The sequence below is a fragment of the Pseudomonas sp. Tun-23181 genome (genome assembly GCF_057415455.1).
The window spans coordinates 4,056,397-4,077,482 of the sequence record NZ_CM171630.1 but is presented as its reverse complement, the minus strand read 5'-3'; the positions used below and the strand labels follow the sequence as shown (position 1 = coordinate 4,077,482).

Genomic DNA, 21,086 nt, shown 5'->3' with positions numbered 1-21,086 from the left:
AATACCACCCTACTGGAGAGCAAGGAATGTCTTCACTGATCCGCGCCGCGGCCCTGGGCCTGGCGTTGACCGCGCTGACCGGCTGCACCTCGAAGCCTGTGATGAACCCGGCGGAACAACTGGCCGCCAATCACGGCTACAGCCAGGCACAGGTGCAGCTGGCGATCCTCAAGGCCATCGCCGATCGAGGCTGGACCGCACGCAACGTCGGCCCCAACCTGATCCAGGCCGACATCACCGTACGCAACACCTTCTTCGCCGCGGTGGATATCCACTACAGCACCAGCCAGTTCCGCATCGCGTACCGCGACAGCCGCGAGCTGGGCTACAAGAACGGCAAGATCCACCGCAACTACAACCGCTGGGTCTACAACCTCGACCGCAGCATCCTGCGCGAGCTGAACCTTCTGGCCACCCAGAACATCCTGCAACAGCAGGGCACTGCAACCCTCCACAACTGATCGAGGAACGATCCCATGCGTCTGAAGACCTGGACCGCCACCACCGCCCTGTTGCTCTGTGCCCTGCCCGGCCTCAGCCAGGCCCGTGACACGGCGCTATACCTGCCGTTCGAGAAGGTCGTGCAGCAAATGCTGGCCGAGAAGAAGCTCGATGGTTCGGTGAAGTTCTACCTGGCCGGCGTGCAGCCACGTGGAAAGGTCAAGGTGATCAGCCCCAATGCAGTCACCAACAAAAAGACCAACGCGTTCAACAAGAGCGACGAGGCGGCCTGTGAGTGGGCATTGCAGTCAGCGCTGCTGACCTTGCAGGACGCCGCGCGCAAGGCCAATGCCAACGCCGTGACCAATATCGCCAGCTACTACAAGAAGAACGAGCGCAAGGACCCTGCGACCTATGAGTGCCATGCCGGTGCCGTGATCGCTGGCGTTGCCCTCAAGGGCGACCTGGCTCGCGTCGACTGACCCAGACCCGCGTCGATCACCGGCACGCTGGCTACTGAAAGCCTGTGCCGGTGAGCAATTCGGCAAAGGCCTTGGCCATCGCTGAGCCCGCGCCACTGCGCTGCACCAGCCACACCGCCGTCGTTGCCTCCTCGTCCAGCAGCAGCCGATACACCACCCCTTCGATGCGCATACGCTGGAACGACGCCGGCAACACCGACACCCCCAGCCCCGCCGATACCAGGCCGATGATGGTCATCGCCTCGCCCGCCTCCTGGGCGAAATGCGGGCTGAAGCCGGCCTGCCGCGCCAGGCTCAGCAACTGCGCATGCAGCCCGCTGCCATAGCTGCGCGGGAAAAACACGAACGGTTCAGGCGCCAAGTCGGCCATGTACACCCCCTGCTCGCGGCTCACAGCCAGCGGATGCGAGGCGTTGAGCACCGCCACCAGCGGCTCGCGAAACAGCTCGGTGGCCACCAAGCCATCTGGCAAGGGCATGGGGCGCATCAGCCCGACCTCGATGGACTCGTCGAATACCGCATCCGCCACGTCGCGGCTGCTCATTTCCTTGAGGTTCAGGTGCACCGCCGCAAAGCGCTGGCGGAAGGCATGGATGGCCTTGGGGATCTTCGAGGTGAAGGGCGCCGAGGAGGTGAAGCCGATCTTCATCTCGCCCAGCTCACCCAGTTGCGCGCGCCGTGCCACGTCGGCGGCCCTTTCCACCTGGGCCAGGACCTGGCGGGCCTCCTCGAGGAACAGCCGCCCCGCTTCGCTCAGCTCGACCCGACGGTTGGTACGCTCGAACAACCGCGCGCCCAGCTCCTGCTCCAACGCCAGGATCTGCTGGCTCAGCGGCGGCTGCGAGATGCCCAGTTGCTGGGCGGCCCGGCCGAAATGCAGCTCCTCGGCCACGGCGATGAAATAGCGTAGATGGCGCAGCTCCATGATCGGCTCCAGACAAGTCGCCAAACGTCTTAAATAGGTCGAATAATATATTGGATCTAATCATTAGCCAGCTATATGCTTTTTCCATCGCAATACCGGCCTGCGCGCCCGAGGTACCCCGATCGTGAAAACAGCCGTAGCCCCGCTCCCCGCCGAACCTGAACCCGCCACGCCCGCGCTGGACGACACCTGGATCGAGAAAGGCACCCCGGCCTTCATGAAGACCGTGTTGGCCCTGTTCAGCGGCGGTTTCGCCACCTTCGCCCTGCTCTACTGCGTGCAGCCGATGATGCCGCTGTTGTCGCAGGAATTCGCCATCAATGCGGCGCAGAGCAGCCTGGTGCTATCGGTGTCCACCGCCACGCTGGCCTTCGGCCTGCTGGTCACCGGGCCGATCTCCGACCGTATCGGGCGCAAGCCGGTGATGGTCTGCGCCCTGCTCTGCGCCGCCCTGGCGACCCTGGCCAGCGCGGTGATGCCGACCTGGGAAGGGGTGCTGGCGACCCGCGCGCTGGTGGGGCTGGCCCTGAGCGGCCTGGCGGCGGTGGCGATGACCTACCTGAGCGAAGAGATCCACCCGCAACACATCGGCCTGGCCATGGGGCTGTACATCGGCGGCAATGCCATCGGCGGCATGAGCGGGCGGTTGATCACCGGCGTGTTGATCGACTTCGTCAGCTGGCACACGGCGATGCTGACCATCGGCGGCCTGGCCCTGGTGGCGGCGCTGGTGTTCTGGAAGGTGCTGCCCGAGTCACGCAACTTCCGCCCCCAGGCGCTGAACCCGCGCAGCCTGCTGGATGGCTTCGTCGTGCACCTGCGCGATGCCGGCCTGCCCTGGCTGTTCCTCGAGGCGTTCTTGCTGATGGGGGCCTTCGTCACCCTGTTCAACTACATCGGCTATCGCCTGCTCGCCGAGCCTTACCACATGAACCAGGCGCTGGTCGGCCTGCTTTCGGTGGTCTACCTGTCGGGTATCTACAGTTCCGCCCAGGTGGGCGCCCTGGCCGACCGGCTAGGCCGGCGCAAGGTCTTCTGGGCCAGTATCGTGGTGATGGCGGGTGGGCTGCTGATGACCCTGGCCAGCCCGCTGGCGATGGTGATCCTCGGCATGCTGGTGTTCACCTTCGGCTTCTTCGGCGCCCATTCGGTGGCCAGCAGCTGGATTGGCCGCCGGGCCTTGAAGGCCAAGGGGCAGGCATCTTCGCTGTACCTGTTCTGCTATTACGCCGGGTCGAGCGTTGCCGGGACGGCGGGCGGGGTGTTCTGGCACCAGGCCGGGTGGAACGGGATCGGGCTGTTCATCGGCAGCTTGCTGGCGGTGGCGCTACTGGTGGCGTTGCACCTGAGTCGCTTGCCGGCCAAGACGGCCTGAGCAAGGGGGCTGCTTCGCAGCCCATTCGCGGGCAAGCCCGCTCCCACAGGGCCCGCGTCGATCACAAATGATGTGATTCGCAAGGCCGTGTGGGAGCGGACTTGCCCATGAATGGGGCGCGAAGTGGCCCCTTTTGCGCGATCAGTTGACGATCTCGACGATATCCACATCCACCTCGCGGCTCATCAGATGCTTTTCCACCTCGCCCGTCAGCTTGACCTTGGTCTTCTCGTCGAACGGCGTCGACGGCAGGTCTTCGTCGTCGATCTCAACGGTGATGGTGCCGGTGCTGTCCTTGAACTCGTACTTGTCGTCGTTGTTGATCTTCTTGGTCACGAACCCCTGCAGCACCACCGGGGTGTCGTCAGCAGCATCGTTGGCGGCGGCAACGGTGGTCACCGGCTGGGCACCCGGGCCGGTGTAACCGGCGGCCAGGGCGGTGGTGCTCAGCAGCGGGGCGAGGATCAGGGCAAGGTAACGGGTTTTCATGGGAATCGGGTCCTGTTTCGGTTTCGATGGGACCAGATTAGCGATGATCACTGAATTGAAACTTAATGCGACAGCTCGGGGCCGCTGTGCGGCCCCGGCCCAAGTCATGCGTGATAGCGCGCCGACAACTCGTGCACGGCGTTGATGAACACGCCGGCGTGCTCCGGATCGACCTCTGGCGTGATGCCATGGCCTAGGTTGAATACATGGCCGCTGCCGTGGCCGTAGCTTTCCAGGATCCGCGCCACTTCCTTGCGGATCGCTTCGGGCCTGGCGTACAGCACGGTCGGGTCCATGTTGCCCTGCAGGGCGACCTTGTCGCCGACCCGGCGACGGGCATCGCCGATCTCGCAGGTCCAGTCCAGGCCCAAGGCATCGGCACCAGCTTCGGCGATGCTTTCCAGCCACAGGCCGCCGTTCTTGGTGAACAGGATCACCGGCACCTTGCGGCCTTCGTGCTCACGGATCAGGCCACTGACGATCTTGCGCATGTAGGCCAGGGAAAATGCTTGGTAGGCCGCCGCCGACAGGTTGCCACCCCAGGTGTCGAAGATCTGCACGGCCTGGGCACCGGCCTGGATCTGGCCGTTGAGGTAGCTGGTGACCGACTGGGCCAGCTTGTCCAGCAGCAGGTGCAGGGCCTCGGGGTTGTCGTAGAGCATCGCCTTGGTCTTGCGGAAGTCCTTGGAAGAACCGCCTTCGACCATGTAGGTGGCCAGGGTCCAGGGGCTGCCGGAGAAGCCGATCAGCGGCACGCGGCCATTCAGCTCGCGGCGGATGGTGCTGACCGCATCCATGACGTAGCCCAGGTCCTTCTGCGGATCAGGGATCGGCAGCGCCTCGATGTCGGCCGGCGTACTGATGACCTTCTTGAAGCGCGGGCCTTCGCCGGTTTCGAAGTACAGGCCCTGGCCCATGGCGTCGGGGATGGTGAGGATGTCCGAGAAGAGGATCGCCGCATCCAGCGGGTAGCGGTCCAGCGGCTGCAAGGTGACCTCGCAGGCGAACTGCGGGTTCATGCACAGGCTCATGAAGTCCCCGGCCTTGGCGCGGCTGGCGCGGTATTCCGGGAGGTAGCGGCCGGCCTGGCGCATCATCCAGACAGGGGTGACATCTACGGGTTGCTTGAGCAGTGCACGCAGGAAACGATCGTTCTTCAGGGCAGTCATGTCGGCATCCAGCAAAAAAGTGCGGGCATTTTCTCAGAGGCCAGCACAAAAGGCACGGCCAGGACCATGCGTTTTGTCTATTGGATGCCGTGGATCAAGCATTTTTGTATACAGGAGCACGGCCAATCTGGGTTGAACAATCCTAGGGGCCGCGTTGCGGCCCCTAGGATCGATCAGACTTCGAGGTAGTCCAGGATACCTTCAGCGGCGGTACGCCCTTCGAAGATCGCCGTCACCACCAGGTCCGACCCGCGCACCATGTCGCCACCGGCGAACACCTTCGGGTTGCTGGTCTGGTGCTTGAACTTGCCCTTCTCCGGCGCCACCACGCGGCCCTGGTTGTCGGTCTGGATGCCGAACTGCTCGAACCACGGCGCCGGGCTCGGGCGGAAGCCGAAGGCGATGACCACGGCATCGGCCGGCAGGATCTCCTCGGAGCCGGGGATCGGCTCGGGGCTGCGGCGGCCACGGGCGTCCGGCTCGCCCAGGCGGGTCTCGACCACCTTGACGCCTTCGACCTTGTCCTCGCCGACGATGGCGATGGGCTGGCGGTTGTAGAGGAACTTCACGCCCTCTTCCTTGGCGTTCTTCACCTCGCGGCGCGAGCCCGGCATGTTGGCCTCGTCACGGCGATAGGCGCAGGTGACCGACTTGGCGCCCTGGCGGATCGAGGTGCGGTTGCAGTCCATCGCGGTGTCGCCACCGCCGAGTACCACCACCTTCTTGCCCTGCATGTCGACGAAATCTTCCGGCGACTTCTCGAAGCCCAGGTTGCGGTTGACGTTGGCGATCAAGAAGTCCAGCGCGTCGTGCACGCCCGGCAGGTCCTCGCCCGGGAAACCGCCCTTCATGTAGGTGTAGGTACCCATGCCCATGAACACTGCATCGTACTCGGCGAGCAGTTGCTCCATGGTGACGTCCTTGCCCACCTCGGTGTTCAGGCGGAACTCGATGCCCATGCCGCCGAAGACTTCGCGGCGGTTGGCCAGCACGGTCTTCTCCAGCTTGAACTCGGGGATGCCGAAGGTCAGCAGGCCGCCGATCTCCGGGTTACGGTCGAACACCACCGGGGTCACCCCGGCGCGCACCAGCACGTCGGCACAGCCCAGGCCCGCCGGGCCCGCGCCGATGATCGCGACACGCTTGCCGGTTGGCTTGACCTTGGACATGTCCGGGCGCCAGCCCATGGCGAAGGCGGTGTCGGTGATGTACTTCTCCACCGAACCGATGGTCACCGCGCCGAAACCGTCGTTCAGGGTGCAGGCACCCTCGCACAGGCGGTCCTGCGGGCAGACCCGGCCACACACTTCCGGCAGGGTGTTGGTCTGGTGCGACAGCTCCGCCGCGGCCAGGATGTTGCCTTCGGAAACCAGCTTCAACCAGTTGGGGATGAAGTTGTGCACCGGGCACTTCCATTCGCAGTACGGGTTACCGCAGCCCAGGCAGCGGTGCGCCTGCTCCACGGACTGCTGCGGCTTGAAGGGTTCGTAGATCTCGACGAACTCCTTCTTGCGCTGGCGCAGCAGCTTCTTCTTCGGGTCCTTGCGCCCCACCTCGATGAACTGGAAGTCGTTGTTCAGACGTTCAGCCATTTTTCAAAACCTCTTAACAGCAGCCGCAAGCTACACGCTGCAAGCCGCAAGACGATCACTTAAGCCGGGCAAACCTCGTACTGCTTTTGCGTGCAGCGTGAGGCTTGCCACTTGCAGCTGTTGTTACTGCGGGTTGGCACGGGTGCTGGACAGCAGTTGCTTCAGGTTGGCCGCCTTCGGCTTGACCAGCCAGAAGCGCCGCACGTAGTCGTCCAGGTTCTCCGAGAGCTCACGCCCCCACTCGCTGCCGGTCTCTTCCACGTATTCGGCAAGGACCCGCGCCAGGTGGCTGCGGTAGGCCTCCATCGCTTCGCCACTGATACGCTGGATTTCCACCAGCTCGTGGTTGAGCTTGTCGACGAAGGTATTGTCCATGTCGAGCACGTAGGCAAAGCCGCCAGTCATGCCAGAACCGAAGTTGTAACCGGTCTTGCCCAGGACGCAGACAAAGCCGCCGGTCATGTATTCACAACAGTGATCGCCGGTGCCCTCGACCACAGCGTGGGCGCCGGAGTTACGCACAGCGAAGCGCTCGCCCGCGGTACCGGCAGCGAACAGCTTGCCGCCGGTGGCACCGTACAGGCAGGTGTTGCCGACGATGGCGCTGTGCTGGGTTTCGAACGGGCTGCCGGCAGGCGGCACGATGGTCAGCTTGCCGCCGGTCATGCCTTTGCCGACATAGTCGTTGGCGTCGCCTTCCAGGTGCAGGTTCAGGCCACCGGCGTTCCACACGCCGAAGCTCTGCCCCGCGGTGCCCTTGAAGCGGAAGGTGATCGGCGCCCCGGCCATGCCCTGGTTGCCGTGCAAGCGGGCGATCTCGCCGGAGATGCGCGCGCCGATGGAGCGGTCGCAGTTGCAGATGTCGAGCTCGAACTCGCCACCGGACAGGTCGCGGATCGCCGGCAGGGCCATCTCGACCATCTTCTCGGCCAGTTCGCCCTTGTCGAACGGCGGGTTCTTGTCGACTTCGCAGAACTGCGGCTTGTCGGCCGGGATGTGCGAGCTGCCCAACAGCGGCGACAGGTCCAGGTACTGCTGGCGCTCGGTGTCGCCCGGCAGCACTTCAAGCAGGTCGGTGCGGCCGATCAGCTCGCCGAGGCTGCGCACGCCCAGCTTGGCCAGCCACTCGCGGGTCTCCTCGGCGATGAAGGTGAAGAAGTTCACCACCATGTCGACGGTACCGATGTAGTGATCCTTGCGCAGCTTGTCGTTCTGGGTGGCCACGCCGGTGGCGCAGTTGTTCAGGTGGCAGATGCGCAGGTACTTGCAGCCGAGGGCGATCATCGGCGCGGTGCCGAAGCCGAAGCTTTCGGCGCCGAGGATCGCGGCCTTGATCACGTCCAGGCCGGTCTTCAGGCCGCCGTCGGTCTGTACCCGCACCTTGCCGCGCAGGTCGTTGCCGCGCAGGGTCTGGTGAGTCTCGGCCAGGCCCAGCTCCCAGGGCGCGCCGGCGTACTTGATCGAGGTCAGCGGCGAAGCGCCGGTACCGCCGTCGTAGCCGGAAATGGTGATCAGGTCGGCATAGGCCTTGGCCACGCCAGCGGCGATGGTGCCGACGCCGGCCTCGGCCACCAGCTTGACCGACACCAGCGCCTGCGGGTTGACCTGCTTGAGGTCGTAGATCAGCTGGGCCAGGTCTTCGATCGAGTAGATGTCATGGTGCGGCGGTGGCGAGATCAGGGTCACGCCCGGCACCGCATAGCGCAGGCGAGCAATCAGGCCGTTGACCTTGCCGCCTGGCAGCTGACCGCCCTCGCCAGGCTTGGCGCCCTGGGCCACCTTGATCTGCAGCACTTCGGCGTTGACCAGGTATTCCGGGGTGACGCCGAAGCGGCCGGTGGCCACCTGCTTGATCTTCGAGCTCTTGATGGTGCCGTAGCGCGCCGGGTCCTCGCCGCCCTCACCGGAGTTGGAGCGGGCACCCAGGCGGTTCATCGCCTCGGCCAGGGCCTCATGGGCTTCCGGCGACAGGGCGCCGAGGGAAATACCGGCGGAGTCGAAGCGCTTGAGGATGTCCTCCAGCGGCTCGACCTGCTCCAGCGCCAGTGGCTGCTCGGCCACCTTCACGTTCAACAGGTCGCGGATCATCGACACCGGACGCTGGTCGACCAGCGTGGTGTATTCCTTGAACTTGGCGTAGTCGCCCTTCTGCACGGCGGCCTGCAGGGTGTTGACCACGTCCGGATTGTAGGCGTGGTACTCGCCGCCGTGGACGAACTTGAGCAGGCCACCCTGCTGGATCGGCTTGCGCGCGCTCCAGGCTTCGGCGGCGAGCAGCTTCTGGTCGTTTTCCAGGTCGACGAAACGCGCGCCCTTGATGCGGCTGGACACACCCTTGAAACTGAGGTCGACCACTTCCTCGGCCAGGCCCACGGCTTCGAACAGCTGGGCGCCGCGGTAGGAGGCGATGGTCGAGATGCCCATCTTCGACAGGATCTTCAACAGGCCCTTGGAGATGCCCTTGCGGTAGTACTTGAACACTTCGTCCAGGTCGCCCAGCACCTCGCCGGTGCGGATCAGGTCGGCCAGCACTTCGTAGGACAGGTACGGGTAGACAGCCGAGGCACCGAAGCCCAGCAGCACGGCGAAGTGGTGCGGGTCGCGGGCGGTGGCGGTTTCCACCAGGATGTTGCTGTCGCAGCGCAGGCCCTGCTCGGTCAGGCGGTGGTGCACCGCACCGACGGCCAGGGAGGCATGCACCGGCAGCTTGCCCGGGGCGATGTAGCGGTCGCTCAGCACCAGCTGGGTCTTGCCGGCGCGCACGGCCTCTTCGGCCTGGTCGGCGATGTTGCGGATGGCCGCTTCCAGGCCGACGCTCTCTTCATAGTTGAGGTCGATCAGCTGGCGCTCGAAGCCTTCGCGCTCCAGGTTCATCAGCGAGCGCCACTTGGCGGGCGAGATGACCGGCGAGCTGAGGATCACCCGCGAGGCGTGCTCGGGGGACTCCTGGAAGATGTTGCGCTCGGCGCCCAGGCAGATCTCCAGGGACATGACGATCGCTTCACGCAGCGGATCGATCGGTGGGTTGGTCACCTGGGCGAACTGCTGGCGGAAGAAGTCGTACGGCGAACGCACGCGCTGGGACAGCACGGCCATCGGCGTGTCGTCGCCCATGGAGCCGACCGCTTCCTGGCCCTGCTCGCCAAGCGGACGCAGGACCTGGTCACGCTCTTCGAAGGTGACCTGGAACATTTTCATGTACTGCTTGAGCTGGTCGGCGTCGTAGCTGGCCACGCCCTGGTCGTCGCTCAGGGTCGCCTGGATGCGCAAGGCGTGCTGGCGCAGCCAGCGCTTGTAGGGGTGGCGCGACTTGAGACGGTTGTCGATGGCGTCGGTATCGAGGATCTGGCCGGTCTCGGTGTCCACGGCGAAGATCTGGCCCGGGCCGACACGGCCCTTGGCCAGGACGTCCTCGGGCTTGTAGTCCCACACACCGATTTCCGAGGCCAGGGTGATGTAGCCATTGCGGGTGGTGACCCAGCGTGCCGGGCGCAGGCCGTTGCGGTCGAGCAGGCAGACTGCGTGGCGGCCTTCGGTCATGACGATGCCGGCCGGGCCGTCCCAGGGCTCCATGTGCATGGAGTTGTATTCGTAGAACGCACGCAGGTCGGCGTCCATGGTCTCGACGTTCTGCCAGGCCGGCGGCACCAGCATGCGCACGCCCCGGAACAGGTCGATGCCGCCGGTGACCATCAGCTCGAGCATGTTGTCCATGCTCGAAGAGTCGGAGCCGACGCGGTTGACCAGTGGGCCGAGTGCCTCGAGGTCGGGAATCAGGTCGTTGGCGAACTTGGTGCGACGGGCCATGGCCCAGTTGCGGTTGCCGGTGATGGTGTTGATCTCGCCGTTGTGGGCGAGGAAGCGGAACGGCTGCGCCAGCGGCCACTTCGGCAGGGTGTTGGTGGAGAAGCGCTGGTGGAACACGCAGATCGCGGTCTTCAGGCGCTCGTCACCCAGGTCGGGATAGAAGGCGGCGAGGTCCGCCGGCATCATCAGGCCTTTGTAGATGATGGTCTTGTGCGAGAAGCTGCAGATGTAGTGGTCGGCGTCGTGGGCGTTGGCCACGGACGAACGACGACGGGCACTGAACAGCTTGATGGCGAACTCCTGGTCGCTCAGGCCTTCGCCACCGATGAACACCTGTTCGATCTGCGGCAGGCGCTCCAGGGCCAGGCGGCCGAGCACGCGAGTGTCGATCGGCACCTTGCGCCAGCCAACCAGCTTCAGGCCGGCCGCGAGAATCTCACGATCCATGTTGGCGCGGGCCGCTTCGGCCTTCACCGGGTCCTGGTTGAAGAACACCATGCCGACGGCGTACTGCCCGGGCAGTTCGGTGGCGAAATGTTCCTGGGCAACGGCACGCAGGAACTGGTCGGGCTTCTGCATGAGCAGGCCGCAACCGTCGCCGGTCTTGCCGTCGGCGTTGATCCCGCCGCGGTGGGTCATGCAGGTCAGCGCCTGCATGGCGGTTTGCAGAAGATGGTGGCTCGCCTCGCCCGTCATATGGGCAATCAGTCCGAAACCACAGTTGTCCTTGAATTCTTCGGGATGGTACAGACCTGTTTTCATAGACACTTTCTCACCAGGTTCGCCTCTCAACCAAGGCAAATCTCTTTTTAGTACAACCACTTACCATCCACGCCGATCGAATGCCAGCTTTTTGCGGTGGGCAATGGGAAACCATTGTTGCACAGCGACAGCGAAGCTCACAAATTTTCAAGACGTTTCATTGAAAATTCATGTCGCATTTTTGAATGTTTTTGCACCATGCGCCGTGATAGCGGCTTGGCTCGAGTCTGAAGCGTTTCAGCCCTGACTGCAAGTGAGGCTTGTGGCCGGCAGTTCGGGACAGAAAAGCCTGCCGCGCGAGAGCACAGCAGGCTAGACGAAGTTCAGGAGTCGCTCAGCAACTGGGCGGCGGGGTGATGCCGCCCGGCAGGTATCAGCGGGCCGCGGCGAGCTCTTGTTGGACGCTGCCGACGGTTCGAGGCCAAGGTTTACCAGCCTGGACCTTGGCTGGCAAGTTCTTGATTGCCGCAACCGCTGCATCGCGGTTGGCGAAATTGCCATAGGTGACCACGTAGAGTGGCTTGCCCTGCAGGGTTTTGCGGAAGTAGCGATAGTCGCCACCCTGGGCCTTGACGAAGGCCTGGGCCGACGCTTCGGAGCTGGTACCGAGGATCTGTACCACGTAGTTGCCCGGTTTCTGGCCAGCGTACCAGCTACTGTTACCGACACCACCGGCGGCCGGCTTGGCGCTGGCGACCTGGGTCGGTGCCGGGGCCGGCTTGGCAGGCGCAACCGGCTTGGCCGGCTGGGTGGCGACAGGCTTCTGCGCAGGTGCAACCGCGACCGGCTGGGTGGGCGCGCTGGTGGTCGGCAGTGCCTGGGTCGGCGCCGGGCCGGCCGGTACGCCCTGAGGCGGCGCGGTGGTGGTCACGGTCGGCGGGTTGCCAGGCTGCAATGCGGTGTTGCCGGCCGGGCCGCCTTCTTCGCCATCCCCCATGCCTGCCGCCTGGGCCAGCGGCTCGCGCATCACCGGTTGCGACTGGCCGACCAGCGGCAACGGCGTGGGCTGGGAGGAGCCGGAGAATTCGATCGCCGGGCCGCCATTGCCGGGCTGGCCCTCTCCCAGCGGCAACTGGGCCTGGGCCACAGGTTCCTCGGCAGGTGCCTTGTCTCCCTTCTTGGGCATCAGCACCGCGGCGGCCACGGCGACCACGACGACAGCAGACAGCGCGAGCACGTGTTTCTTAGGCATATTGAACCCCATGGATGGTCGCTTGGCCGTACTGCGGCTGGCGATCATGGCTTCGATCAAGGTATCGCGGGCAACCTGGTTGATGGTGCCAGGCCAGCCGTCGGAGTTTTCATGGATATCGACGATCTGTTCGCGGGTGAACACCTCGATGCCCCGGCCCGCGCCTTCCAGGCGCTGCTCCAGGTATTCGCGGGTCTCTTCTTCACTGTAGGGGGCAAGCTCGATGACGTGGAAACGCTCCCCACCGACATCGAGCCCCTCCAACCCAGCGATCAGTGACGGCTCGCCGAACAGGAACACGTGCGGACGCCCTTCCGGGACACCTGCCGCCAGTTCCAGCAAGGCTTGGAGTGCCGAGTCGTCGAGTTGTTCCGCATCGTCCACCAGCAGATAGACTTCCTGGCCGGTCAGCGCCAGTTGCACCACCTGGGCGAGGATCGCCTGGACCTCGGCATGGGCCACGTCGAGCGCCTGAGCTACCTGGCCGAGCACGCTGGCAGCATCGCCCGCGCCACGGGCGGACACCACCACGCTCTGCACCGACTGTTTGTTGGTGCTGGCCACCAGGGCCTGGCGCAGCAGGGTCTTGCCACTGCCCAGGGGGCCGGTGACCACCAGCATCAGCTGGCTGTAGCGCGCCAGGTGATGCAACTGGCCCAGCACCGGCTTGCGTTGGGCGGGGAAGAACTTGAAACCGGGCACGCGCGGTGCGAACGGGTCATGGTTCAACTGGTAGTGGTCGAGAAACGCCTCATCGGCATGCAAACTGGTCATCGCGCTGTCACAACCTCAAAGCTGGGCCACGATCGCGCGGTAATCCGCCGCCAACGTGGCCTGAAGGATCTCTTTCGGATAGTCGTCGGTGACCACGGCTTCCCCCAACTGGCGCAGCAGCACCAGGCGCAGGCGACCGTCGAGCACCTTCTTGTCGACCGCCATGTGCTCCATGAAATGCGCCGGGGTCATTTCCTGTGGTGGCACCACCGGCAAGCCTGCCGTCTGCAGCAGGCGAATTCCGCGATCGCGCGCCGGCTGGTCGATCCAGCCCAGGCGCATGGACATCTCCAGGGCCATGACGGTACCTGCCGCCACGGCCTCGCCATGCAGCCAGACGCCGTAGCCCATGTGGGTCTCGATGGCATGGCCGAAGGTATGGCCAAGGTTCAGGGTCGCACGCACCCCCGACTCCCGCTCGTCGGCACCGACCACCGCGGCCTTGGCCGCGCAGGAGCGGCGGATGGCCTCGGTCAGGGCGGCGGACTCCAGGCGGCGCAGGGCCTCCATATTCTCTTCGAGCCAGCTGAGGAAAGGCTTGTCGCAGATCAGGCCATACTTGATGACTTCCGCCAGGCCCGCCGACAGCTCGCGCTCGGGCAGGGTCTTGAGGCTGGTGGTGTCGATCAGGACCGCGTTGGGCTGGTAGAAGGCCCCGACCATGTTCTTGCCGAGCGGGTGGTTGATGCCGGTCTTGCCGCCGACCGAGGAGTCCACCTGGGACAACAGGGTGGTCGGCACCTGGATGAAATCCACGCCGCGCTGGTAGCAGGCTGCGGCGAAGCCGGCCATATCGCCGATCACACCGCCGCCCAAGGCCACCACGGTGGTGCGGCGGTCGTGCCGTGCGCTGAGCAGGGCGTCGAAGATCAGTTGCAGGGTTTCCCAGTTCTTGTAGGCCTCGCCGTCGGGCAGCACCACCGGCAGCACCGAATAGGCGCCCAGCGTGCGGCTCAGGCGCTCGAGATACAGGGGCGCGACGGTTTCGTTGGAGACGATGGCAACCTGCCGCCCAGCAATGTGCGGCGCCAGCAGTTCGGGCTGGTCCAGCAGGCCTTCGCCAATGTAGATCGGGTAGCTACGTTCGCCCAGGTCGACCTTTAGTGTCTGCATGTATCCCCACAATGTACTAGGGCGCGGCATCGCCCAGGCGACCCGCGCGGTCACGTTGAAACCCGCCTCGGCGTTGGTCGCCGAGAATAGTCCCGGCTTACCGGGGCGGCAACTTCTGCAGGCGCTCGAGGATGTCGAGCACCACCATGCGCGGTGGCCGTTCGTCGGTTTCCACCACCAGGTCGGCGATCTCCCGGTAAAGCGGGTCGCGTGTCTCCAGCAGGGTACGCAGGGTCGCCTCCGGGTTGGCGGTACGCAGCAGCGGCCGGTTACGGTCACGGGCGGTGCGCCCCACCTGCTGCTCCACCGAGGCGTGCAGGTAGATGACCCGGCCGCCTTCACGCAATGCCTTGCGGTTGGCCTCGCGCATCACGGCGCCACCGCCGGTCGCCAGGACCACGCCGTCGAGCGCACTGAGCTCGGCGATCATCGCCTGCTCGCGGTCACGAAAGCCCGGCTCGCCTTCCTTGTCGAAGATCCACGGGATGTTGGCGCCGGTTCGCAGCTCGATTTCCTTGTCGGAATCCTTGAACAGCAGGCGCAGCTCTTTGGCCAACAGGCGCCCGATGGTGCTCTTACCAGCGCCCATGGGCCCCACAAGTATCAAATTTCGCACAGAATCAACGACTCACAGCAATCGCCTGGTCACTCATGATACGCGGAGTCAGGAAGACCAGCAGCTCGGATTTTTTCTCTTGTAATGCATCGCGTCGAAACAGCCGTCCAACATACGGCAGATCGCCCAAAAATGGCACCTTGTCGACCACATTGTTTTGCGTGGTCGAGTACACCCCGCCGATCACGATCGTTTCACCATCGGTCACCCGGACCTTGGCATTGACCTCGTTCTTGCGGATCGGCGGCACGTCGTTCAGTGCATTGACGTAGTCAGGCTCGTCCTTGGTCACCCGCACGGTCATGATGACCTTGCCGTCCGGGGTGATCTGCGGGGTCACCTCCAGCGACAGCGATGCCTCGCGAAACGAAACGGAGGTGGCGCCGCTCTTGCTGGTTTCCTGGTAGGGCACCTCGGTGCCCTTGAGGATCCGCGCGGTTTCCTTGTCCGCCGTCACCACCTTGGGCTGGGAGATGATTTCGCCGTTGCCGCTCTTTTCCATGGCGCTGAGTTCGAGGTCCAGCAACGTGCCACCACGTAGCAGGCCCAGGCCAATGGCCGAGGTCGCCCGTTCCACGCCCAGGTCGACGAACAGGTCGCTGCCCAGGCGGGCGTTCTCGCCCTTGAGCGGGGCTCCCCAGCGTACGCCCAGGCTTTTCTCGTAGTCGACATTGGCTTCGACGATGCGAGCCTCGATCAGGACTTGGCGCACCGGCACGTCCAGTTGAGCCACCAGCTGTCGCAGTTCGGCGAGGCGGTCGGCGGGCTGGTGAACGACCAAGGTGTTGGTGCGGGCATCGACGCTCAGGCTGCCGCGCCCGGTGAGGATGCGATCGTCGGCGAGCGTGGCCAGCAGCAGCTCGGCCAGCTCCGAGGCCTTGGCATGATGGATGGGCAACAACTCCCGGCGCATGGGCTGCAGTTGCGCATCCAGCGCCTGGCCAAGGCGGGCCTCCCGGGAGTGCTCCGCCAGTTCGGCTGCCGGTGCCACCAGCAGCACGTTGCCCTCTTCGCGCCGGGCCAGCCCCTTGCTGCGCAGTACCAGGTCCAGGGCCTGGTCCCAGGGCACATCCTCGAGGCGCAGGGTGATGTTGCCCTGTACCGCATCGCTGGCAACCAGGTTGATGCCTGCGTAGTCGGCCAGCACCTGCAGCACCGAACGCACTTCCACATCCTGGAAATTCAACGACAGGGGTTCACCCCGGTAGATCGTCGCCGATGCCACCTGAATCGGCAGCATCACTGCCATTGCCCACGTCGACAGCCGTTTCACGCTCATCCCTGACCTCTTTGCCCACAGGCTTCCTCAATGCTAGGTAGGTCGACCGCTCGTGCCACGCCCCGCCGAGGAACAGGCGCTCGCGCACTTCGACCTGCTGCCGGTCGACCCGTACCACGACGCCGTCGCCCCGCCCCAACCGGTCGCCGGGCGCCACCCGGTAAAGCCGCCCGGCTGACCACAGCAAGGCCTGGTGCTGGCCAGCCCGCGACAGGCTGCCGACCATCTCCAGCTGCGCCAGCGGTATCCTCGCCAGGCCGCCCGAGGCCATGCGCGATGACCAAGGCAGGAACAGGTCTGCCTGCGCGCCCTGCACGGCTGGGCGGGCCGGCTCGTCCGCCAGCGATGCCGGCGGCGGCAATACCTGGCCTGGATGGTAGGCATTCACGTCCAGGTCCAGGCGCAGCAACCCCGACGGCTCATCCACCCTGGCAAGCCGCAGGCCTGATACACGCAGCAGGCGCACCTGGCCCAGCCACTCCTCCAGCCAGGCACGCAAGGCCGCATAGTTCCCTACCACCTGGAGCTTCAAAGGCACCTGCCGATAGCCGGCCTGCGCGACTTCATCCAGCACTTCGAGCTGCTCGAAGATCAGCCCATGGGCATGCCCGGAGCTCGCCAGCTCATCGAGCAGGTCGCTCATGCCGACACCCGCCGAAAGGCGCCAGCGGGCCTCCCGCAACTGGTGTTCGGCATCGGCCAGCGCCACCTCCGCGGATGCCAGCTCGCGAGCCTGGAGCGCCCGCTCCTGCCACATGCCATCCAGTTCGTGTGCCCGTGCCTGGCCAAGCCGGTAGGCCTGATCCGAGCCCTGCAAGCGGACCAACCAACCCAAGGCGATCACCAGCAGCGAAACCGCAACCAGGGTCGCCCCCATGGCCACCCGGGACGTTCCGATAGCTTCCAGCCAGCCACGCGCCGATGCCACGATCATGACCAGGACGCCAACAGACGCGCCACCAACTGGAACTCATCGCCTTGCGGTAAATGGCGCAGTTGCTTCAGCTCCAGGCCCTGCAACACAGGCGCACGCTCCAGGTCGCGCATGAGCTGGGCCAGCACCGCGGGAGACGCTGCCACGCCAACGACCTGCAAGCGACCACCCTGCAGCGTCAGTTCAGTCAGGTGCAAGCCGCCGGGCATTGCCCGCTCGAACTCCGCGAACATCGCCACGACCAGCCCCTGGCCTGCCCGCAGCTCGGCCAAGGCCGCATACTGCGCCTGTATGTCGTCACGCGCCTCCTGCAGGGCTGCGATTCGCTGCAACTGCGTCTCCAGGCTTTCCACGGCCGTCTGTCGACCAGCATTGGCCAGTGCCTGCTGCTGCAAGCGCTGGCGGGCCAGATGATCGAGCAGCATCACACCACAGAAGGCGAGCAGCAGGCTGACCACCAGTGCGAGCTGGAATCGCCGCACCGCCGCGCGACGTTGCCGCTCCCGCCAGGGCAAAAGATTCAGACGTACCATCAGTGCGCCCCTCCCAATGCCAGGCCACACGCCAGCGCCATGGGCGAGAAGTCACGCAATAGCGCCTGGGTAGCGGCCTCGTCAGTTCCCGCTGCCAGGTCGATGCAGGGCACCAAGGGTTCGCAGGGGATGCCCAGGCGCACCTTCAGCGCCTCGGCCCAGCCCTCATCCGCAGGAGCGCTTGCCGCAATCCAAAGGTGCTCGACCCCGATCGTAGGCAGGTTATGGTGCAGCAGTTGGCCAATGCCCTCGAGCCTTCGCTCCCACGAGTCCGAACGCGCGAACCGCAGCGCCAGCCGTTGCGGCAAGCCGCCCTGCGGCCAGGCATGCAGGGTCGCACTGTCTGCCTCGAGCCGCAGCAACCCCGTCGACGCGCTGCTGGCCGAGGGCAACAGGCGCCCTAGGGCGATGCTGTCGACTTCCGCCGCCTCGGCGTGCAAGCCCGCATCCTCGAGCAACTGCTCCAGCGGTTCGAGCAGGCCTTGACGGCACGCGCCCACCAGCACGTCCACATGGCCAGGCTGCCCCGACGCAGGCCCCAGGATCTGGAAATCCAGGGCCAGGTCCTGTAGTGGAAAGGGAAACAGGCGGTCGGCATCCGTGAGCAACTGCGCCTCCATCTCCCCCGCGGACAAGGTCGCCGACAAGTGGCAGACCTTGCAGATCACCTCCGAGCCTGGCAACGCGATGGCCGCCCGGCACTGTCGGCTGCCGCTGCGCAAGCGCGCCCGGCGCAATGCATCCACCACGGGTTGCGGGTCCTGGGAGGCGTCACCGCGCCAGGGCGTGTCGAAGGGCTCCAGGGCCCAAGCGGCCACAACCCGACGCCCACGACGCCGGTGCAATTGAAGGATTCGTACGGAGTCGGAGGCAATTTCTACCCCCAGCAGTGAACCGGCATCCCTGCCGAAGCGTCCAAGCATGGCTATTTCCTGAGAAATCGTAGCGATATCGCGCCGTCGGATCCGGCCGCCAGGGCCGGCCGGTCGCCCCGGCGAGGCTAAAAATGCTTATAATGGCCAGCGTTTTTTCCCTGTCCGCCGGACCCGCGTGCAATCCACTCCCAACCTGGACACCCAAAAGCCTTGATACGCCTGCTGAAGTTCTTCTGGTGGTCTTTCGTCGCAGTCATCTGTGCGCTCGTACTCGGTGTGAGCGGTGCGTTTCTGTATCTTAGCCCCAGCCTGCCCTCGGTCGAGTCCCTTAGAAGCATCCAGTTGCAGATCCCCCTGAGGGTGTACAGCAGCGACGGCAAGCTGATCGCCGAGTTCGGCGAAATGCGGCGTTCGCCGATCCGTTTCGCGGATATTCCCCCGCAGTTCATCCAGGCACTTCTGTCAGCCGAGGACGACAATTTCCTCAATCACTACGGGGTCGACCCGAGCAGCCTGATGCGTGCCGCGACCCAGCTGGTGAAGTCCGGCCATATCCAGACCGGCGGCAGCACCATCACCATGCAGGTGGCGAAGAACTTCTTCCTCACCAGCGAGCGCAGCTTCTCGCGCAAGACCAACGAGATCCTCCTGGCCTTGCAGATCGAGCGCGAACTGACCAAGGACGAGATCCTCGAGCTGTACGTCAACAAGATCTACCTGGGCAACCGCGCCTACGGCATCGAGGCCGCCGCACAGGTGTACTACGGCAAGTCGATCCGGGACGTGAGCCTGGCCCAGATGGCCATGATCGCCGGCCTGCCCAAGGCGCCATCGCGCTTCAACCCGCTGGCCAACCCGGGGCGTGCCAAGGAGCGACGCGACTGGATCCTCGGCCGAATGTACAAGCTCGGCAAGATCGACGAAGCCAGCTACCAGGCAGCGCTGGCCGAGCCCCTGAACGCCAGCTACCACGTGCCGACACCGGAAGTGAACGCCCCCTACATCGCCGAGATGGCCCGTGCCGAAATGGTCGGGCGCTATGGCAGCGACGCCTACACCGAAGGTTTCCGCGTCACCACCACGGTGCCGAGCGACATGCAGGAGATGGCCAACAGGGCCGTACTCGATGGCCTGTCCGACTACGACGAGCGCCACGGCTACCGGGGCCCCGAGTCGCGCTTCCCGGGCAAGACCCGCGCCGCCTGGCTGCAGGAGCTGGCCAAGCAGCGCACGCTTGGCGGCCTGGAGCCGGCCATCGTCACCCAGGTCGACAAGGCCGGCCTGAAGGTGCTGACCCGCAACGGCGAGGAACAGGACGTGGCCTGGGAAACCATGAAGTGGGCCCGCCCCTTCCTCAACAGCAATGCCCAGGGGCGCTCGCCGCAATCGCCCGCGGACGTGGCCCAGATCGGCGACCTGATCCGCGTGCAGCGCCTGGACGACGGCACGCTCAAGTTCAGCCAGGTACCTGGTGCGCAGAGCGCGCTGGTCACCCTGGACCCGTACAGCGGCGCCATTCGCGCCCTGGTGGGTGGTTTCTCGTTCGAGCAGAGCAACTACAACCGTGCGATGCAGGCCAAGCGCCAGCCAGGCTCGAGCTTCAAGCCATTCGTCTACAGCGCCGCGCTGGACAATGGCTACACCGCCGCCAGCCTGGTCAACGATGCGCCGATCGTGTTCGTCGACGAGTACCTGGACAAGGTCTGGCGCCCGAAGAACGACACCAATACCTTCCTCGGCCCGATCCGCATGCGCGAGGCGCTGTACAAGTCGCGCAACCTGGTGTCGATCCGCCTGCTGCAAGCCATGGGCGTGGACCGCACCATCGACTACATCGCCAAGTTCGGCTTCAACAAGCAGGACCTGCCCCGCAACCTATCGCTGGCCCTGGGCACCGCGACGCTGACGCCGATGGAGATCGCTACCGGCTGGAGCGCCTTCGCCAATGGCGGCTACAAGATCAATCCGTACCTGATCGAGCGCATCGAGAGCCGCAACGGCGAGACCCTGTTCACCGCCAACCCGGCACGGGTACCGCAGGCCAACGAGGACCAGGCCGGCCTCGCCGCGCCGGAGCAGCCGATCAGCACCGAGGCATTGCCCGGCGAGGCACCGTCGGCCCTTGGCCAGATGGCGCCGCCACCCCAGCTGCCGGCGGTGGCCGAGCGCATCATCGACGGGCGCACCAGCTACATCCTCACCAGCATGCTCCAGGACGTGATCAAGCGCGGCACCGGCCGCCGCGCCCTGGCCCTGGGCCGCAGCGACCTGGCGGGCAAGACCGGCACCACCAACGAGTCCAAGGATGCCTGGTTCTCCGGGTACAACGCCGACTACGTCACCACCGTATGGGTCGGTTTCGACCAACCGGAAACCTTGGGTCGCCGCGAGTACGGCGGCACCGCTGCGCTGCCGATCTGGATGAACTTCATGGGCGCCGCGCTCAAGGACAAGCCAGAACATGCCCCGGCCGAGCCGGAAGGCATCCTCAGCCTGCGGGTCGACCCGATCAGCGGCCGGGCGGCTACGCCGAGCACACCGAATGCCTACTTCGAACTGTTCAAGGCCGAGGACTCGCCGCCTTCGATGGACGAACTGGGCAATGGCGTCGTACCCGGCAGCCCACTGCCAGCCGACGAGACGGCGCCTATGGATCTCTTCTGAGCTACACGCTGCAAGCTGTCTTGCGCTGAGCCAGATGCCGAGCAAGGTATCGAAGCCTGCGCAA

Annotated in this window: 16 protein-coding genes; 4 read left to right on the top strand and 12 right to left on the bottom strand. The window is 65.2% G+C overall.

The annotated features are described in order from the left end of the window. Window positions 1-26: 26 nt before the first annotated feature. Window positions 27-461: a hypothetical protein gene (locus ACDI39_RS19425; RefSeq protein ID WP_225787523.1), complete on the top strand. Its 435-nt coding sequence runs from the start codon at window positions 27-29 to the stop codon at window positions 459-461. 15 nt (window positions 462-476) lie between these two features. After that, complete coding sequence (locus ACDI39_RS19420; RefSeq protein WP_253079865.1) at window positions 477-923, top strand: excinuclease; 447 nt, start codon at window positions 477-479, stop codon at window positions 921-923. Between the two features lie 31 nt (window positions 924-954). Here the strand turns inward: ACDI39_RS19420 and ACDI39_RS19415 are convergent, their stop codons facing one another. Then, the gene (locus tag ACDI39_RS19415) at window positions 955-1,848 is read right to left on the bottom strand and encodes a LysR family transcriptional regulator (protein WP_225787525.1); all 894 of its coding nucleotides are present in this window, start codon (window positions 1,846-1,848) and stop codon (window positions 955-957) included. 178 nt (window positions 1,849-2,026) lie between these two features. Between ACDI39_RS19415 and ACDI39_RS19410 the strand changes: the two genes are divergently transcribed. Further along, window positions 2,027-3,223: an MFS transporter gene (locus ACDI39_RS19410; RefSeq protein WP_413247282.1), complete on the top strand. Its 1,197-nt coding sequence runs from the start codon at window positions 2,027-2,029 to the stop codon at window positions 3,221-3,223. Between the two features lie 141 nt (window positions 3,224-3,364). On the opposite strand, the gene ACDI39_RS19405 is transcribed toward ACDI39_RS19410, so the two are convergent. The 11 genes from ACDI39_RS19405 to pilM all read right to left on the bottom strand — a co-directional run bounded on the left by ACDI39_RS19405 (window position 3,365) and on the right by pilM (window position 18,406). After that, window positions 3,365-3,712 (bottom strand): YgiW/YdeI family stress tolerance OB fold protein, encoded by a 348-nt coding sequence (locus ACDI39_RS19405; RefSeq protein WP_225787527.1) that lies wholly within the window; start codon window positions 3,710-3,712, stop codon window positions 3,365-3,367. A 104-nt stretch (window positions 3,713-3,816) separates the two neighbouring features. Then, the gene (gene hemE / locus ACDI39_RS19400; RefSeq protein ID WP_225787528.1) at window positions 3,817-4,881 is read right to left on the bottom strand and encodes a uroporphyrinogen decarboxylase; all 1,065 of its coding nucleotides are present in this window, start codon (window positions 4,879-4,881) and stop codon (window positions 3,817-3,819) included. 173 nt (window positions 4,882-5,054) lie between these two features. Continuing rightward, window positions 5,055-6,473, bottom strand: coding sequence for an FAD-dependent oxidoreductase (locus ACDI39_RS19395; RefSeq protein WP_225787529.1), 1,419 nt, complete (start codon window positions 6,471-6,473; stop codon window positions 5,055-5,057). Between the two features lie 123 nt (window positions 6,474-6,596). Continuing rightward, entirely contained in the window at window positions 6,597-11,042 is a 4,446-nt protein-coding gene (gene gltB / locus ACDI39_RS19390; protein WP_225787530.1) for a glutamate synthase large subunit, read from the bottom strand. Window positions 11,043-11,415: 373 nt separating this feature from the next. Next, window positions 11,416-13,008 (bottom strand): SPOR domain-containing protein, encoded by a 1,593-nt coding sequence (locus ACDI39_RS19385; protein WP_253079864.1) that lies wholly within the window; start codon window positions 13,006-13,008, stop codon window positions 11,416-11,418. A 15-nt stretch (window positions 13,009-13,023) separates the two neighbouring features. Continuing rightward, window positions 13,024-14,121: a 3-dehydroquinate synthase gene (aroB, locus tag ACDI39_RS19380; protein WP_253079863.1), complete on the bottom strand. Its 1,098-nt coding sequence runs from the start codon at window positions 14,119-14,121 to the stop codon at window positions 13,024-13,026. Window positions 14,122-14,218: 97 nt separating this feature from the next. Beyond that, the gene (aroK, locus tag ACDI39_RS19375; RefSeq protein ID WP_225787533.1) at window positions 14,219-14,737 is read right to left on the bottom strand and encodes a shikimate kinase AroK; all 519 of its coding nucleotides are present in this window, start codon (window positions 14,735-14,737) and stop codon (window positions 14,219-14,221) included. Window positions 14,738-14,741: 4 nt separating this feature from the next. Beyond that, window positions 14,742-15,986: a type IV pilus secretin PilQ gene (locus ACDI39_RS19370; protein WP_486539009.1), complete on the bottom strand. Its 1,245-nt coding sequence runs from the start codon at window positions 15,984-15,986 to the stop codon at window positions 14,742-14,744. Further along, window positions 15,934-16,950: a pilus assembly protein PilP gene (locus ACDI39_RS19365; RefSeq protein ID WP_225787535.1), complete on the bottom strand. Its 1,017-nt coding sequence runs from the start codon at window positions 16,948-16,950 to the stop codon at window positions 15,934-15,936. Before ACDI39_RS19365 ends, ACDI39_RS19370 begins: the two co-directional genes overlap by 53 nt. Further along, entirely contained in the window at window positions 16,947-17,483 is a 537-nt protein-coding gene (locus tag ACDI39_RS19360; RefSeq protein WP_225787536.1) for a PilN domain-containing protein, read from the bottom strand. The genes ACDI39_RS19365 and ACDI39_RS19360 overlap by 4 nt, the downstream gene beginning before the upstream one ends. Then, window positions 17,483-18,406 carry a type IV pilus biogenesis protein PilM gene (gene pilM, locus ACDI39_RS19355; protein ID WP_225787537.1) on the bottom strand — a complete coding sequence of 308 codons (924 nt, stop codon included), beginning with the start codon at window positions 18,404-18,406 and terminating at the stop codon, window positions 17,483-17,485. Before pilM ends, ACDI39_RS19360 begins: the two co-directional genes overlap by 1 nt. A 165-nt stretch (window positions 18,407-18,571) precedes the next feature. Between pilM and ACDI39_RS19350 the strand changes: the two genes are divergently transcribed. Continuing rightward, the gene (locus tag ACDI39_RS19350) at window positions 18,572-21,022 is read left to right on the top strand and encodes a penicillin-binding protein 1A (RefSeq protein WP_410896916.1); all 2,451 of its coding nucleotides are present in this window, start codon (window positions 18,572-18,574) and stop codon (window positions 21,020-21,022) included. Window positions 21,023-21,086 lie beyond the last annotated feature (64 nt).

Bases quoted from the DNA above. Each gene is read 5' to 3' on its own strand.
- ACDI39_RS19425 (WP_225787523.1), top strand. From the start codon at position 27: ATGTCTTCACTGATCCGCGCCGCGGCCCTGGGCCTGGCGTTGACCGCG.
- ACDI39_RS19420 (WP_253079865.1), top strand. From the start codon at position 477: ATGCGTCTGAAGACCTGGACCGCCACCACCGCCCTGTTGCTCTGTGCC.
- ACDI39_RS19415 (WP_225787525.1), bottom strand. From the start codon at position 1,848: ATGGAGCTGCGCCATCTACGCTATTTCATCGCCGTGGCCGAGGAGCTG.
- ACDI39_RS19405 (WP_225787527.1), bottom strand. From the start codon at position 3,712: ATGAAAACCCGTTACCTTGCCCTGATCCTCGCCCCGCTGCTGAGCACC.
- hemE (WP_225787528.1), bottom strand. From the start codon at position 4,881: ATGACTGCCCTGAAGAACGATCGTTTCCTGCGTGCACTGCTCAAGCAA.
- ACDI39_RS19395 (WP_225787529.1), bottom strand. From the start codon at position 6,473: ATGGCTGAACGTCTGAACAACGACTTCCAGTTCATCGAGGTGGGGCGC.
- gltB (WP_225787530.1), bottom strand. From the start codon at position 11,042: ATGAAAACAGGTCTGTACCATCCCGAAGAATTCAAGGACAACTGTGGT.
- ACDI39_RS19385 (WP_253079864.1), bottom strand. From the start codon at position 13,008: ATGACCAGTTTGCATGCCGATGAGGCGTTTCTCGACCACTACCAGTTG.
- aroB (WP_253079863.1), bottom strand. From the start codon at position 14,121: ATGCAGACACTAAAGGTCGACCTGGGCGAACGTAGCTACCCGATCTAC.
- ACDI39_RS19370 (WP_486539009.1), bottom strand. From the start codon at position 15,986: ATGGCAGTGATGCTGCCGATTCAGGTGGCATCGGCGACGATCTACCGG.
- ACDI39_RS19365 (WP_225787535.1), bottom strand. From the start codon at position 16,950: ATGATCGTGGCATCGGCGCGTGGCTGGCTGGAAGCTATCGGAACGTCC.
- ACDI39_RS19360 (WP_225787536.1), bottom strand. From the start codon at position 17,483: ATGGTACGTCTGAATCTTTTGCCCTGGCGGGAGCGGCAACGTCGCGCG.
- pilM (WP_225787537.1), bottom strand. From the start codon at position 18,406: ATGCTTGGACGCTTCGGCAGGGATGCCGGTTCACTGCTGGGGGTAGAA.